This is a genomic window from Pseudomonas sp. B15(2017), assembly GCF_002113215.1.
GTDB lineage: Bacteria > Pseudomonadota > Gammaproteobacteria > Pseudomonadales > Pseudomonadaceae > Aquipseudomonas.
Genome location: NZ_NEJZ01000003.1, coordinates 181,763 through 195,361, shown reverse-complemented (window position 1 = coordinate 195,361; position 13,599 = coordinate 181,763). Strand labels below are relative to the sequence as shown.

At 59.7% G+C, this 13,599-nt stretch carries 16 protein-coding genes; 10 read left to right on the top strand and 6 right to left on the bottom strand.

Annotated elements, in window-relative coordinates; all coding sequences use genetic code 11:
- Window positions 1-30 precede the first annotated feature (30 nt).
- The 3 genes from CAF73_RS06415 (at window position 31) to CAF73_RS06405 (ending at window position 2,070) form a co-directional block, all read left to right on the top strand.
- Window positions 31-471 (top strand): EamA family transporter, encoded by a 441-nt coding sequence (locus CAF73_RS06415; protein ID WP_085702277.1) that lies wholly within the window; start codon window positions 31-33, stop codon window positions 469-471.
- Window positions 472-646: 175 nt separating this feature from the next.
- The gene (locus CAF73_RS06410) at window positions 647-1,525 is read left to right on the top strand and encodes a Tim44 domain-containing protein (RefSeq protein ID WP_085686042.1); all 879 of its coding nucleotides are present in this window, start codon (window positions 647-649) and stop codon (window positions 1,523-1,525) included.
- A gap of 137 nt (window positions 1,526-1,662) precedes the next feature.
- Window positions 1,663-2,070, top strand: a complete 408-nt coding sequence (locus CAF73_RS06405) for an SMI1/KNR4 family protein (RefSeq protein WP_007954245.1) — start codon at window positions 1,663-1,665, stop codon at window positions 2,068-2,070.
- Window positions 2,071-2,091: 21 nt separating this feature from the next.
- On the opposite strand, the gene CAF73_RS06400 is transcribed toward CAF73_RS06405, so the two are convergent.
- Window positions 2,092-3,855, bottom strand: a complete 1,764-nt coding sequence (locus CAF73_RS06400; protein ID WP_085696713.1) for a cation:proton antiporter — start codon at window positions 3,853-3,855, stop codon at window positions 2,092-2,094.
- A 282-nt stretch (window positions 3,856-4,137) separates the two neighbouring features.
- Here CAF73_RS06400 and CAF73_RS06395 point away from each other — a divergent pair, with 282 nt between their 5' ends.
- Entirely contained in the window at window positions 4,138-4,620 is a 483-nt protein-coding gene (locus tag CAF73_RS06395) for an acyl-CoA thioesterase (RefSeq protein ID WP_003229693.1), read from the top strand.
- A 43-nt stretch (window positions 4,621-4,663) separates the two neighbouring features.
- Here CAF73_RS06395 and pdxY read toward each other — a convergent pair whose 3' ends face one another.
- The gene (gene pdxY, locus CAF73_RS06390) at window positions 4,664-5,536 is read right to left on the bottom strand and encodes a pyridoxal kinase PdxY (protein ID WP_085696711.1); all 873 of its coding nucleotides are present in this window, start codon (window positions 5,534-5,536) and stop codon (window positions 4,664-4,666) included.
- A 117-nt stretch (window positions 5,537-5,653) separates the two neighbouring features.
- Between pdxY and CAF73_RS06385 the strand changes: the two genes are divergently transcribed.
- Entirely contained in the window at window positions 5,654-6,067 is a 414-nt protein-coding gene (locus tag CAF73_RS06385; RefSeq protein WP_085696709.1) for a DUF3301 domain-containing protein, read from the top strand.
- Window position 6,068: 1 nt separating this feature from the next.
- Here CAF73_RS06385 and CAF73_RS06380 read toward each other — a convergent pair whose 3' ends face one another.
- A complete protein-coding gene (locus CAF73_RS06380; protein WP_085702276.1) occupies window positions 6,069-7,040 on the bottom strand; it encodes a GTP-binding protein in 972 nt (323 codons plus the stop codon).
- Between the two features lie 25 nt (window positions 7,041-7,065).
- Between CAF73_RS06380 and CAF73_RS06375 the strand changes: the two genes are divergently transcribed.
- A complete protein-coding gene (locus tag CAF73_RS06375) occupies window positions 7,066-7,422 on the top strand; it encodes an NADH:ubiquinone oxidoreductase (RefSeq protein WP_085702275.1) in 357 nt (118 codons plus the stop codon).
- A 4-nt stretch (window positions 7,423-7,426) separates the two neighbouring features.
- Here CAF73_RS06375 and CAF73_RS06370 read toward each other — a convergent pair whose 3' ends face one another.
- Together CAF73_RS06370 and zigA are read right to left on the bottom strand one after the other, a co-directional pair.
- Window positions 7,427-8,077 (bottom strand): DUF1826 domain-containing protein, encoded by a 651-nt coding sequence (locus CAF73_RS06370; RefSeq protein WP_085702274.1) that lies wholly within the window; start codon window positions 8,075-8,077, stop codon window positions 7,427-7,429.
- Window positions 8,077-9,282, bottom strand: a complete 1,206-nt coding sequence (gene zigA / locus CAF73_RS06365) for a zinc metallochaperone GTPase ZigA (protein ID WP_085702273.1) — start codon at window positions 9,280-9,282, stop codon at window positions 8,077-8,079. Before zigA ends, CAF73_RS06370 begins: the two co-directional genes overlap by 1 nt.
- Window positions 9,283-9,505: 223 nt before the next feature.
- On the opposite strand from zigA, the gene CAF73_RS06360 reads away from it, so the two are divergent.
- Complete coding sequence (locus tag CAF73_RS06360; protein ID WP_085696698.1) at window positions 9,506-9,880, top strand: glutamine synthetase; 375 nt, start codon at window positions 9,506-9,508, stop codon at window positions 9,878-9,880.
- Here the strand turns inward: CAF73_RS06360 and CAF73_RS06355 are convergent.
- Entirely contained in the window at window positions 9,877-11,076 is a 1,200-nt protein-coding gene (locus CAF73_RS06355; protein WP_085702272.1) for an N-acetylmuramoyl-L-alanine amidase, read from the bottom strand. The genes CAF73_RS06360 and CAF73_RS06355 overlap by 4 nt on opposite strands.
- Before the next feature lie 84 nt (window positions 11,077-11,160).
- On the opposite strand from CAF73_RS06355, the gene folE2 reads away from it, so the two are divergent.
- Genes folE2 through CAF73_RS06340 form a run of 3 tightly spaced genes read left to right on the top strand, consistent with a single transcriptional unit; the run spans window position 11,161 to window position 13,588 of the window.
- Window positions 11,161-12,057: a GTP cyclohydrolase FolE2 gene (gene folE2 / locus CAF73_RS06350; RefSeq protein ID WP_085702271.1), complete on the top strand. Its 897-nt coding sequence runs from the start codon at window positions 11,161-11,163 to the stop codon at window positions 12,055-12,057.
- Window positions 12,054-12,722, top strand: coding sequence for a metal ABC transporter ATP-binding protein (locus CAF73_RS06345; protein WP_085702270.1), 669 nt, complete (start codon window positions 12,054-12,056; stop codon window positions 12,720-12,722). Before folE2 ends, CAF73_RS06345 begins: the two co-directional genes overlap by 4 nt.
- Entirely contained in the window at window positions 12,722-13,588 is an 867-nt protein-coding gene (locus CAF73_RS06340; RefSeq protein ID WP_085702269.1) for a metal ABC transporter permease, read from the top strand. Before CAF73_RS06345 ends, CAF73_RS06340 begins: the two co-directional genes overlap by 1 nt.
- Window positions 13,589-13,599 lie beyond the last annotated feature (11 nt).

The following is a 13,599-nucleotide window of genomic DNA, read 5'->3' as shown; positions in this document are numbered from 1 at the left end:
GCACGGGAACGGACACTGGAGGCAACATCCATGGGCTCGGGATTTTTTTCCTCCTGGACATTCTGGGCCCTGCTCTCGGCCACTTTTGCCGCGCTGACAGCCATCTTCGCCAAGATCGGCATCGAAAACGTCAACTCCGACTTTGCCACCCTCCTGCGCACAATCGTCGTATTGATCAGCCTGGCCTTGATTTTGTACGTCACGGGCCAATATCAGTCCTTGGGATCGATCTCCGCCAAGAGCTACCTGTTTCTGTTGTTGTCGGGCCTGGGCACCGGTGCTTCGTGGCTGTGCTACTTCCGGGCGTTGAAAGTCGGCCCGGCGTCGCTGGTCGCGCCGGTGGACAAGCTCAGCGTGGTCTTCGTGGCGGTGCTCGGTGTGATCCTGCTGGGTGAGAAACTCGACCTGCGACAATGGAGCGGCATCGGCCTGATCACCGCCGGAGTGGTGATGCTGGCCTTGCGGCGTTGATCCATTTCCTGCTGAACCTATCTCCTTTTCCTACAGACAAAAGTACATGGCCTTATTGCCCCGACCGAGCTGAACGTAACCTGTCAGGCAAAAGCCCGAAACACTCTCTCGCTAGCCAGTAACACTTCAGCTGTGCAACATGGCGCGCGTGTCTCCACAAACGGGAATTCCCTTTATGAAACGTTTTCTTAGCATCGCCATGGCGTTGTGCATCGGCCTGACGATGAGCCTCGACGCCAACGCCAAGCGCTTTGGTGGTGGCAAAAGCGCCGGCGCTGCGCCGACGCACCAGACCAGCCAGATGGCTCCTTCTTCTCCAGGCATGGGCGGCGCTGCGGCGACCGCTGGTGCTGCCGGTGCCGCGGGCGCTGCGGCCAAGGCCGGCGGTGCTTCGAAATGGCTCGGCCCTCTGGCGGGCATCGCGGCCGGTGGCCTGCTCGCTTCCATGTTCATGGGCGGCGGCTTCGAAGGCATGCAGTTCTTCGACATCCTGATCATGGCCGTGATCGCGTTCGTGATCTTCCGCTTCATCGCCGCCCGTCGCCGCAAGCAGCAGGAGCAGTTCGCTCCGGCCGGCGCGCCGATGCAGCGTGAAGTGTTCGAACAGAAGCCAGCAGCCATGGGTTCGATCTTCGGTGGTTCGGCCGCGCCTGCTGCCGCCCGTCCGGTGATCAACGCACCGGCCTGGTTCAACGAACAGCGCTTCCTTGAAGCCGCCCGCAGCCACTTCCAGGCGCTGCAGCAGCACTGGGACGCCAACGAGATGGACAAGATCGCCGAGTTCGTGACCCCGCAAATGCTCGAGTTCCTCAAGCGCGAGCGCGCGGAGCTGGGCGACGCGTTCCAGTCCACCTACATCGACAACCTCCAGGTACAACTGGATGGCGTGGATGACCGCGCGGACAAGACCATCGCTACCCTAACCTTCAACGGCGTGTCGAAGACCTCGCGTTTCGATCAGCAGGGCGAAGTGTTCAGCGAAAGCTGGAACATGGAACGTCCACAGGGCGACAACCAGCCTTGGCTGGTCGCCGGTATCCGCCAGAACGGCTGATCACCTCCGACGTTTACGCGCAGTAATGAAAACCCCGGCCTCGGCCGGGGTTTTCTATTTCGCGGTTGCATCTGTAGCGAGCTACTGTATAAACCGGCCCATATGAACCGCGCCATTCAAGCAAGAGGATCCCGGACGTGGAAGAAATCATCGAACAACTGCGCGAAGCCAACGAACCCGTACCGGTTCCCCTGGAGTTGCCTGACGAAGACCAGTTGGTGGAAATCGAAGAAGAGCTCTTCATCAACATCCCGTTCGTCTTCAAAGAGTTTCTGCTGACCGTCAGCGACGTGGTTTACGGCAGCCTGGAGCCGGTGACCGTCACTGACCCGCAATCCCACACCTACCTGCCGGACGTAGCCGCCAATGCCTGGGATGCCGGCGTGCCGCGTGACCTGATCCCGATCTGCCAGGACGGTGACGACTACTACTGCGTCGAAGAAGACGGCACCGTGGTGCTGTGGTCCGGCGAAGAAGAACTGATTACCGAAGAGTCCTGGGAATCGGTCTGGCACTGGGCGCGGGACGTCTGGCTGGAAAGCTGAAACGCCCCTCACCCTGGGAGGTCAATGCCCCGACGACTCCTTGTGGTTGTCGAGGGTTTCCAGCAAGGCCACCTGCATCCGCGTGTGCACCCGGATGAACCAGCGCCAGAGCAGCGCCGCCACGGCGGCCGCGACCACGGCGACCAAGACCAGCAACTTGTTGGTCGGCAAGATACTGGCCGACAAGGCTGCCAGCAGCAGGAAAATCACCAGCAGCGAGATGATCGGGATCACTTCGGCGATTACCCGGCGCACTCGCTGTGTGTGACGCCCGGCCATTTCCGGCTTCACGCCCATCTCCGCCAGCAGCATCGACAGCGCCTTGAGCTTGCGATAGGCCGCGATCAGGAACGGCAACGACACCAGCAATGCCCCGCCCCAGATCAACGCCTTTTGCCAACTCGGATCGCTGATCCAGTCCTGCATCCAGATCGAGAGGCGCCCGGCAAAGAAAGCGCCGGCAAAGAAGATCGCGATCACCAGCGCCAGATTGACCCCGACCTGCAGCAGGATTCGCCGGATCATCGAGGCCAGCATCGCGCCCTCACCCTGCGGCTGAATACTGCGTAACCATTCGCCGTACATTCCGAATACGCGACCGAGACGCTGCGGCATCGCGGCGGACAGCTTGATCGACAGCGGATCGGCAGCCCGGATCAGGTACGGCGTCAGCAACGTGGTAATCACCGAAACCGCCACGGCCACCGGATAAAGGAAGTTGCTGGTGACCTGCAGCGTCATCCCCAGCGCCGCGATGATGAAGGAGAATTCGCCAATCTGCGAAAGCCCCATCCCGACGCGCAGTGAGGTGCGTCCGTCATTACCGGCGATAAAGGCACCGAGGCCGCAGGACAGCATCTTGCCCAGCACCACGGCTACCGTGATGACCGCGATCGGCCACGCATATTGCAGAAGAATCATCGGGTCGAGCATCAGGCCGATGGCGACGAAGAAGATCGCACTGAACAGGTCGCGAACCGGCTCGATCAGGCGCTCGATTTTCAGCAGTTGCCGCGACTCGGCCATGATTGCGCCGATCAGGAACGCCCCGAGCACCATGCTGTACTCGAGCTTGACCACCAGCAGGCAGAAGCCGAAACACAGGCCCAGCACGGTGATCAGCAGCATTTCGTTGCTTTCGAACTTCGCCACGTAGGCCAACAGTCGTGGCACCAACAGGATGCCGACGACCAACGCGACGATCATGAACAGTGAGAGCTTGCCCACTGTGGAAAACACTTCACCGGAACTTACCGTGCCGCTGACCGCAATGCTCGACAGCAAGGCGATGATGCCGATGCCGAGAATGTCCTCGACGATCAGCACGCCGAAGATCAGCTGCGCGAAGCGCTCGTTTTTCATCTTCAGGTCATTGAGCGCCTTGACGATGATGGTGGTCGAGGAAATCGCCAGGATTGCGCCGAGGAACAGCGAATCCATGGTGTTCCAGTCGAACCAGCGGCCGATTTCGTAGCCGATCCAGATCATCAGGACAATTTCCAGGAACGCCGCGATAAATGCCGTGGCGCCGACCTTGAACAGCTTGCGCAGGCTGAACTCCAGGCCCAGGCAGAACATCAGGAAAATCACCCCGAGCTCGGCGAGGGTCTTGATGGTTTCCTCGTCGTGGATCAGGCCGAACGGCGGCGTGTGCGGGCCGATGATGAAGCCGGCGACGATGTAGCCGAGCACTACTGGCTGCTTGAAGCGGTGAAACAGAACGGTCACCACACCTGCGACCAACATGATCACCGCCAGATCCTGAATAAAGCTGATGGCATGCATGGTGTGGGCTCCTTGAATGACGAGTCTCACGCAGGCATGGGAAATGTCTGGGCGAGCTGAGTAAAAATCCGCTTTGGGTGTAGGAATCGCCCTTGGAGAGGCGCTTTTGCAGGGTAACACCGCGACTTCCGGCTGAAAGGCGGTGCAATATATGGAAACAGATCGATTCGGGCGTGACGGCGGCCAGTTGCCTGGCGTCCCGATAACGGTGCTTTTGAAAAGCGACCAGGCACCCGCAGAGGTGTTTCTTTCAGCAACCCTGCCTTGACCCGTGAGAACGTTATGGAACCCGGAAACGCCCAGCTGTCGATGACGGTACTGATGACCCCCGACATGGCCAACTTCTCTGGCAATGTCCACGGCGGCACCCTGCTCAAATACCTCGACGAAGTGGCCTACGCCTGCGCCAGCCGCTATGCCGGCCGCTACGTGGTGACCCTGTCGGTGGATCAGGTGATTTTCCGCGAGCCGATCCACGTCGGCGAGCTGGTGACCTTCCTGGCGTCGGTGAACTACACCGGCAATACCTCGATGGAAGTCGGCATCAAAGTGGTGACCGAAAACATCCGCGAGCGCTCGGTGCGCCACACCAACAGCTGCTTCTTCACCATGGTTGCGGTGGACGATCAGCGCAAACCCGCCGCCGTACCGCCGCTGCAACCTCAGAACAGCGAAGACAAACGTCGCTACATGCAGGCGCAGCAACGCCGGCAGATCCGTCAGGAGCTGGAAAAGCGCTATCAGGAAATCAAGGGCGACGCCTGATTGAAAGCGCGCTCGCGGACCCCGTCCGCGAGCGCGGCAATGATCAGAGACTGATCGGCGTAGCCTCGAATTTCACCCGAGGATGCGCAATCCGGTCCTGCGCCCGCACCAATTGCAACTCGTAACTGGCGCAAGCCTGAGTTTCCAGAAGCACCTCATGCACCGCCGCTGCGGTGAATTCGAACGCCGCCACCAGACTGTCGCCGAGCAGCACGCGCGCCAGGAACAGGCCGGACGTGAGATCGCCCACTCCCACCGGCTGACGCGGAAACGCCAGCAGCGGACGCCGCAGATGCCAGCTGCCCTCGGCCGTCACCAGCAGCATCTCAAAGCCATCCGCCGGCTTGCCCGGATAATCCAGATGTTTGACCAGCACCGCTTTCGGCCCACGTGCCAGCAGCGCCCGCGCCATCGCAAGGCAATCGAACAGCGACTGCGGCTTGCGCCCGGCGAAGCTGTCCAGCTCCAACTGGTTCGGACACATGAAATCCGCAACGGCGGCGGCCTCTTCCAGCAGAAACTCACTGACCTCGGCAGGAACGCTGCAACCCTTTTCCGGATGCCCCATCACCGGGTCGCACAGGTAAAGGGCTTTCGGGTTAACCGCTTTGATCCGCTCGATGCCACTGAGAATCGCCCGGCCCTGCGCCGCACTGCCGAGATAGCCGGACAGCACCGCGTCGCAATTACCCAACTCACCGATGGCGGCGATGCCTTCGACCAGCTCGGGGATCCGCTGCGGCACGAGCACTTCTCCGGCCCACTGGCCGTACTGGGTGTGGTTGGAGAACTGCACGGTATTGAGCGGCCAGACATTCACCCCGACCCGCTGCATCGGAAAAACCGCAGCGCTATTGCCGGCGTGGCCGAACACCACATGGGACTGGATGGCGAGCAGATGAGGCGTACGTTTCATTCGGGTTTTTCCGTAAAACGATTGAAATTCAAGCCGCGCAGTATGCGACGAAACGCAGCCTGTACGACAGACCGGCGACGCAGTTAAGCTGACGCCATCATTTGGAGTTTCGTGTTGATGCTCACCCTGGAAAACATTTTCGTGCTGATGCTGTTCGCCGTCGCCGGTGCGTGGCTTTGGCACAACCACGGCTTGCGCGAGCGGGCGCTGGAGCGGGTCAAACAGCATTGCGTGAATGTCGGCGTCGAGTTGCTCGACGGTAACGTGGCGCTGAAGAAGATCGGCCTGATCAAGGACGCCAGTGGCCGGCGACGCCTGGCCCGGGTCTACAATTTCGAATTTACCGTGACCGGCGAAACCCGGCACAACGGCACCATCACCCAGTTCGGAGCACACAGCGCCCAGATCGAGCTGGCGCCCTACCCGGCGCCGTTCGATGACTCACCGCCCGTGGTGGAAGTGACCAAGCCGCGTGGTGAAGTGATCGAGCTGAGCCAATGGCGTCAGGAACACACCAAGTGGAAGCCTTGAATCAGCTCGTCTGAAGCCGGCACTGAGCCAGCGCAGCCTGTAATTCACCGACCGCTTGTGGCTCGTCGAAAATCAGCTCGATCCGGGAGTCCTTGCGCCATTCACTGGGCAGCCAGCTGAGCTCGGCATTGTCCAGCGCATTGGCTGACTGCCAGCCGTCCGGGCTGTGCATCACCAGTTTGGCCCGGCGCCAGTTCAGACTTTTCAGCCATTGGGTAATCCCCGATACATCGAATACCTGGCTCGGATGCCAGCGCCAACCGATACTCCAGCCACCTTCCTGCGCCTGACTCAGACAGATCGGCAACGCCGGATCGCTCCAGATGGCCGGCATCTGCGCCAGCCCTTGGGGCACGATCAACTTATCCACACCTGCTTGCGCCTGTACCGCCAGACCCGGCAACTCGCTGAGCGGCAACATTGCCTGCTGCGTCCAGATCAGTCGGGCAGGCGGCAACTGTCGGCTGATTCGCTCGCGCGTGGTCTCGTCGAGGTTTTCCGCCTTGTTCAACAGCAGCAGGCCTGCACTGGCCAAAGCCTCTTGCTGCGCGTCCGGTAACGGTTTGCCTGCGGCGAGAGTCTTGGCGTCCAGTACCAGCACGCAAGGCTGTACGGCGAGTACGCCTTGCCACGGCGCCTCGTTCAGCTGGTTCAGCAACTGCGCCGGATGCCCGAGCCCCGAGGGCTCGATGAACAACCGATCCGGCCGCGCCTTGCGCAACAAACGCCCCAGACCAATCTGGAACGGCGCCCCGTTCACGCAACACAAACAGCCCCCGGCCACTTCACCCAGTGCGATACCATCGGCGTCGCGGGTCAACAGCGCAGCGTCGAGCCCGATCTGGCCGAACTCATTGATCAGCACCGCCCAGCGCTCGCCTGCCGGTCGCTGAGCCATGAGCTGGCGGATCAGGCTGGTCTTGCCCGCGCCCAAGGGGCCGGCGATGACGTGGGTGGGAATGTTCTGCAACATGATCAAGGTTTTCTGGAGGTCGAAGATGCGGTGGATGGGGTGGTCGTTACTGTTGATGCTGATGTCCGGCGAGGCTCTGGCACAGGCCTGCGTGGTGCACAGCCAGGCGGAGCGGCTTGACGTGAAAGTCTGCCAGCAAAATCGCAACATCCCGGAAAAACTGTTCAACGACGGCTTCTGCCAGCCGACCCTGGCCGGGCAGAAAGTCGAGGTTCAATACGTCGACCATTGCCCCGTCGGCGCATTCGGCGTGTGCAGCAACGCGCAAGTCGCCAATATGCCTTATCGCCAGGATATCCACTATTACGGCGTTGCCACCGATGCGGCGTATTTGCAGCCCTATTGCGAGGCTCAGAGCCAGGGGAAATGGCTCAAGCCCTGAGGTGCTAGCCGAGCCAGTCGAGGGTCAGCATCAGCCGCCGCTCACCCGGCGCCGGCTGCGGCGAGCGATGGATCAGCCCGAAACCTTCGTTGCCGTGCCATTTTTCGCCTTTGAGCAATGCCACCTCGCCCCGATTCAATTGCTGAATCCGTGACGTTTCCTGCGGCTCGGCTTGCGGTTGGCCCAGTTGCCAACGGTCCATCTGCCCTTCCCTTAGCCATTCGCTGCCGACACCTGCATACGTCGTAATCAATCGCACCGGCACATGATCGACGTGAAAACGCGGACACATGGCCTTGTCCAATACCCGCAGACGCAAACCGATCCGCCGTGCACCCAACAGGCAGGCGAAGGCACTGATCAACCATTTCAGGTCGGCCATAAACCCTTCGTAACCCTGCAGATCACGAAAACCGCTGGCCAGTCCCGTGAGATCCGGCTCTGCGTCATCGTCCGGCAATTCCAGGCACAGCGCCTCTGCGTAAGGTTCGTTCAGAGAAAGTAACAGGTCCGCAAATTCGGAAATGTGCAGCGGAAGCTGGCGTTGCCAGACCGCGAGGTTGGTCTCGTCGTCAAGAATGTCCGCCAGCGTCTGCGGGGTCTGGCCGAACGATTGATGACGCGTGCTGCCGGGCAGCGGTTTCAGGGCGAGCATCAGGCCACCTCGTCGTGCCAGGAGCCAAAGGGATCGTGCAGTTGTCGCCAGCCTTGAGTACCGAGCGCCATTTCGGCATCGGTCAGCAGGCAATCATCCAGTTCCGACGACAGCTGTGCGAAATCTATGTTCTGCCCGATAAAAACCAGCTCCTGGCGACAATCGCCTACGCTGGCGTTCCAGTTTTCCATGATCGCGGCGGTACTTTCCTGATCCTGTGGCCATTGTTCTTTTGGCACGAAGCGCCACCAGCGCCCGGCGAAACCGTGGCGCATCAGGCCTCCGGCCTGGGACCAGCTGCCAGCGTCGGTGGGTTTGCTGGCCAGCCAGAAGAAGCCTTTGGAGCGCAGCAGTTTGCCGTTTACCCAAGGGCGATCGATGAAGTCAAAAAAGCGCTGTGGATGAAAGGGCCGACGCGCCCGATAGGCTGTGGATGCGATGCCGTACTCCTCGGTTTCCGGCACATGGTTCCCACGCAGTTCCTGCAACCAGCCTGGGGCCTGGGCAGCTTTTTCGAAGTCGAAACGACCGGTGTTGAGAATTTTCTCCAGCGGTACTTCACCCATGACCATCGGGATGATCTCGGCCTGAGCGTTGAGACGTCTGAGAATGGCCATCAGCTCCTCCCGCTCGCGACTGCTGATCAGGTCGATCTTGCTGATCAACAGAACGTCGGCGAACTCGATCTGTTCGATCAGCAGATCGGTGATCGAACGCTCATCCTCTTCACCGAGAAATTCGCCACGGGAAGCGAGATTTTCAGCAGCCTGGTAGTCCGGCAGGAAATTCATGCCGTCGACTACAGTGACCATAGTGTCGAGGCGAGCGATGTCGGCAAGGCTTTGCCCCTGCTCATCGCGGAAGGTGAACGTCTCGGCCACTGGCAATGGCTCGGAGATTCCCGTGGATTCGATCAGCAGGTAATCGAAACGGCCTTCACGAGCCAGCTGGCTGACCTCTTCAAGCAGGTCTTCGCGTAACGTACAGCAGATACAGCCGTTGCTCATTTCCACGAGCTTCTCTTCGGCACGATTCAGGCTGACATCACGCTGGACTTCGCTGCCATCGATATTGATCTCGCTCATATCGTTGACAATAACGGCAACGCGCAGATCGTCTCTGTTACGTAGTACGTAATTCAAAAGTGTACTTTTTCCGGCGCCGAGAAAGCCGGACAAAACGGTCACGGGAAGTCGGGAAGACATTGGATAAACCTCATCAGACGTTCGCTAAACAGCGCTGGAAGCTCTCGGGGCTAGCGTTCTTGGGCTTCGATGAGATCACCTGGGAAGCGGACGCTTGAAAAAGAAGCCACGAAAAGCCTTGTCTGAATAATGTTATAGTATAACAACAAATTCAATCTACTCTCTTCTTGCCCAAAGTGACAAAGGGCCGGAAGCTGCAATCAGTTTGTCGCCGAGTGACGTCATGGAAACCGTGCTGAAGTACTCGCTTATCTGCCTGGCAATGCTGACGCTGAGTGCCGAAGCACAAGTGCCGGGGCTCGCCAACTGCACACGCAGCGCAAACCTGTTGGCTTGCATTGATGCCAACGGCAACGCCTATAGCGTCAACACCGTCGGCAGCACAATTTACGTGCGCGGATTCGAGAAAGCGGGCAACCGCTACTGGGCACAAACCAATAGCCGTTATGGGCAACTCACGTTCTTCACCGGCATCGCTTCTGATGGAGAAGCCTGGGTTGGCTACAACCGGCGCGTAGGCTGGACGACGATCAATCGGTTCTCCAGCTCCGGCGGCAGCAGTGCGAAGTTCACCTGCAGCCGGATCATCGGGTGTTAAACCCGTGATCCTTTCTGCTCTTGTTGCCAGGCCATGTAGCTGTCGATGGGTGGATTTTTCTGGAAATAGCGCTGCAAGCCGTCAAACAAACCATCAGCCACGGCCTGTTGATGACGCGCCGTCACCAGGCGCTGACTGTCCCGCGCGTTGGAAATGAACCCGGTTTCCACAAGAATTGACGGCACGTCCGGTGATTTCAGAACAGCAAATCCAGCCTGTTCCACGCGCTTTTGGTGCAGCGTGGTGATGCCGGCCAGACTGCTCAGCACTGTGCTTCCGAGTTGCAAACTGGCAGCGAGGGTCGCGTTCATCGACATGTCGAGAATCACGCCAGCAAGCATCGGATCCTTGTCCTTGAGATTGAGCAGGCTGGTTGCACCGAGCAGATCCACGCCGTTCTCACGCTGCGCCATGAACCGTGCGGTGGCGGACGTAGCACCGCCTTCGGACAAGCAATACACCGACGCCCCGGAAGCCGTCAGACGTGGCGCAGCATCGGCGTGTACCGAAATGAACATGTCGGCCTTGTGCTGACGGGCTATCTCTACACGTTTGCGCAACGGGACAAAGAAATCGTCGTTACGGACCAGCTTCACATCAAAGCCTTTCTCTCGCTTGAGTCTTCGTGCGAGCAGTCGCGCAATGGACAGAACTACATCCTTTTCCCGCTCGCCTTTGGTGCCGATTGCACCTGGATCTTTCCCGCCATGACCCGGGTCGACTACCACCATGATGTCGCGCTTGGGATGGGATTTTTCTTGTGGTGTTTCACGTGGAACGCTTGCCGGAAGCTCTGCCGGAGCTCCCATCAAGTCCAAAACCAAGCGGTGACCTTGTCCATCCTGAGGCGCCAGCAAGAAAGAATTAAGCTGAACCGGACTGCTTAAATCCAGCACGATCCGGGCGTTTCCTTGGCCAAAATGGCCGGAGCGAATCGAGCGAATCGGGGTGCCGGATAACGCTAATTGGCTGAAATCGCCGTCCAGGCTCGCCCCGCTCAAATCGATAATCAACCGCTCAGGCGTACTCAAAGTGAATGTCTTGTAGCTCACAGGCCCGCTTAGATCGAATACCAGCCGAAGCTTTTCATCCGAACGCCAAAGCCGAGCATTCCGTATCTGCGCGGCGGGCACTGAAAAAGGCAAAACAAAGGCCGCGCTGGCCAGCATCAAGTTGAGCAAGTGGCGTCTGTGCATATGAAAGCCTGTTCATGAAAAAGGCATCGTGGTTTGAATTGTTATAATGTAACATCAAATCCAATAACCATCATGGAACTGCTCATGAACGCGCTGACTTTGCCGGATGTCGCGGCTCAAGCCGCTCGCCAGGCCCTGCCTCTCGAATGGGTGGGGATGTGCGGCATCGCTTTACCTGTGTTTATCGAAGGCCAGCGCCTGGCCGCAAAAGCGGATGCAGGCGTCAGTCTTGATGATGGAGACGCACGCGGCATTCACATGTCGCGACTGTATCTGGGGCTGGAAACGCTGGAGCAGCAGAATCTTTCGCCGGCCCTTCTGCGACAAGTTCTGCAACGCTTCCTCGACAGCCACGAAGAGCTCTCCGACGCCGCCTATCTCAATATCCACGCTGATTTACTGCTCAGAAGGCCGGCATTGGTCAGCCCGTTGGCAGGATGGAAAACCTATCCGGTCACTGTTTCAGCCCAGCTAAAAAACAAAGTGTTCCACGTGGAACTGAAAATTAACGTCGCGTACTCCTCAACTTGCCCCTGTTCCGCGGCATTGGCGAGGCAGTTGATCCAGCAACAATTCGTCGACGATTTCGCCAACAAACCGCTGCAACACGCCGATGTGTTGGCGTGGTTGGGCTCGACCCAAGGCATTGTCGCCACACCTCACAGTCAACGCAGTACTGCGCAGTTGCATCTACATCTGGATGAATTCATTGATGAACTGCCGCTGACATCCATCATCAACGACGCCGAAGCAGCCCTCGGCACCGCTGTACAAACCGCTGTAAAACGCGCCGACGAACAAGCCTTCGCCCTCGCAAACGGCCAGAACCTGATGTTCTGCGAAGATGCTGCCCGCCGCCTGAACCAGACACTGCGCCGCTCACCGGGTGTCAGCGAATTCCATGTTCGAGTTATCCACGCCGAAAGCCTTCACGCTCACGACGCCGTCGCCGAGAGTCATTGGAGCCGGGAGCAGCCATGATTCGTTGCCAGAATCTGAGCTGGGGAGCACCCGGCCAACCGCTTACCGCGCCGCTTGACCTAAAGCTGGAAAGCGGCAGCCTGACGGCAATCATCGGCGTCAACGGCAGCGGCAAAAGCAGCCTGCTCAAAGTCATCGCCGGGTTACAGCGACCATTGGCCGGCAAGGTCGAACTGAGTGTTCCACGCCAAAGCGGTTTGTCCTTCCTGCCTCAACAGCAGCATCTGGATCGACAGTTCCCGATCAGCCTCCAGGAATTGGTGGCTGCAGGTTTTTGGGGACGCCGACTGTCATCGCAACTCAGGGCTCAACGTCTTGAATCCGCACTCGAAGATTGGCACCTCAGTGGGTTGGAACATCGTCCCCTGATGGCCCTCTCCGGCGGAGAACTGCAACGCGCCCTGCTCGCCCGATTGAGCCTGGCCGACACACCGTTGCTGCTGCTCGACGAACCTCATGCCGCACTCGACGAACTGGGCCAGACATTGCTGTGGCAACACCTGCACGCCTGGCATGAGCAGGGACGAACCCTGGTCGTGGTTTGCCATGACCTTGCCGCCGTACGCCAACACATTCCACAAACCTTGCTGATCAAACCGAGCGGCTGCGCATTCGGCAGCAGCGTCGACCTCATCCAGCAAACGCCTCACACGCAGGTGGCCTGATGCTCGCGCTCAGTCATTTATGGCAGCCGTTCCACGAGTTCGTCTTCATGCGTCGGGCCTTGCTGGGCGGTCTGGTATTGGCGTGCAGCACCGCACCACTGGGCGTTTTCCTGATCCTGCGGCGGATGAGCCTTATCGGTGATGCCGTCGCCCACGGCATTCTCCCCGGCGCCGCATTGGGGTTCTGGTTCGCCGGGCTGAGTCTTCCAGCGCTGACCCTCGGCGGACTCGGTGCCGGGCTGAGCATGGCCGGACTCGCCGCGTGGATCACTCGACGCACCGGCCTGCGCGAAGACGCCAGCCTCGCGGCCATCTATCCCATCTCGCTGGCGAGCGGCGTGCTGATTCTCGGCATCGCCGGCAAGCGACTGGATTTGCTGCACCTGCTGTTCGGCTCTGCACTGGCGGTCGACGGGCCAACCCTTAACGGCATGTTGTGGGTATCAGCGCTTAGCCTGATGGCCATGGCATTAATCTACAAACCCTTGCTCCTCGACACGCTCGATCCGTTTTTCCTGCGCACGGTCAGCCGACTCGGCCCCGTCGCCCATGGCGTGTTCCTGACGCTGGTGGTGCTCAACCTGGTGATCGGTTTCCAGGCCATCGGCGCCCTGATGGTGGTCGGTCTGATGATGCTGCCCGCCGCCGCCTCACGCTTCTGGAGTCGACGCCTGCCGATCCTGATCGCCATCGCCGCGCTCATTGGCTGCGCATCGGTATGGCTCGGTCTCTTGCTGTCGTTCTACTACTCGCTGCCCAGCGGCCCGGCCATCGTGCTGGTCGCCGGTGGCGGCTATGTGTTTTCCGTGGTGTTCGGACCGGTTCACGGTCTGTTGCGCCGCCCGCCTTTGCTCACATCCCAATGAGGTGTTTCCCG

Excerpts from the sequence above, each read along its gene's own strand:
- CAF73_RS06415 (WP_085702277.1), top strand. The coding sequence starts at position 31 with ATGGGCTCGGGATTTTTTTCCTCCTGGACATTCTGGGCCCTGCTCTCG.
- CAF73_RS06410 (WP_085686042.1), top strand. The coding sequence starts at position 647 with ATGAAACGTTTTCTTAGCATCGCCATGGCGTTGTGCATCGGCCTGACG.
- CAF73_RS06400 (WP_085696713.1), bottom strand. The coding sequence starts at position 3,855 with ATGCATGCCATCAGCTTTATTCAGGATCTGGCGGTGATCATGTTGGTC.
- CAF73_RS06395 (WP_003229693.1), top strand. The coding sequence starts at position 4,138 with ATGGAACCCGGAAACGCCCAGCTGTCGATGACGGTACTGATGACCCCC.
- pdxY (WP_085696711.1), bottom strand. The coding sequence starts at position 5,536 with ATGAAACGTACGCCTCATCTGCTCGCCATCCAGTCCCATGTGGTGTTC.
- CAF73_RS06385 (WP_085696709.1), top strand. The coding sequence starts at position 5,654 with ATGCTCACCCTGGAAAACATTTTCGTGCTGATGCTGTTCGCCGTCGCC.
- CAF73_RS06380 (WP_085702276.1), bottom strand. The coding sequence starts at position 7,040 with ATGTTGCAGAACATTCCCACCCACGTCATCGCCGGCCCCTTGGGCGCG.
- CAF73_RS06375 (WP_085702275.1), top strand. The coding sequence starts at position 7,066 with ATGCGGTGGATGGGGTGGTCGTTACTGTTGATGCTGATGTCCGGCGAG.
- CAF73_RS06370 (WP_085702274.1), bottom strand. The coding sequence starts at position 8,077 with ATGCTCGCCCTGAAACCGCTGCCCGGCAGCACGCGTCATCAATCGTTC.
- zigA (WP_085702273.1), bottom strand. The coding sequence starts at position 9,282 with ATGTCTTCCCGACTTCCCGTGACCGTTTTGTCCGGCTTTCTCGGCGCC.
- CAF73_RS06360 (WP_085696698.1), top strand. The coding sequence starts at position 9,506 with ATGGAAACCGTGCTGAAGTACTCGCTTATCTGCCTGGCAATGCTGACG.
- CAF73_RS06355 (WP_085702272.1), bottom strand. The coding sequence starts at position 11,076 with ATGCACAGACGCCACTTGCTCAACTTGATGCTGGCCAGCGCGGCCTTT.
- folE2 (WP_085702271.1), top strand. The coding sequence starts at position 11,161 with ATGAACGCGCTGACTTTGCCGGATGTCGCGGCTCAAGCCGCTCGCCAG.
- CAF73_RS06345 (WP_085702270.1), top strand. The coding sequence starts at position 12,054 with ATGATTCGTTGCCAGAATCTGAGCTGGGGAGCACCCGGCCAACCGCTT.
- CAF73_RS06340 (WP_085702269.1), top strand. The coding sequence starts at position 12,722 with ATGCTCGCGCTCAGTCATTTATGGCAGCCGTTCCACGAGTTCGTCTTC.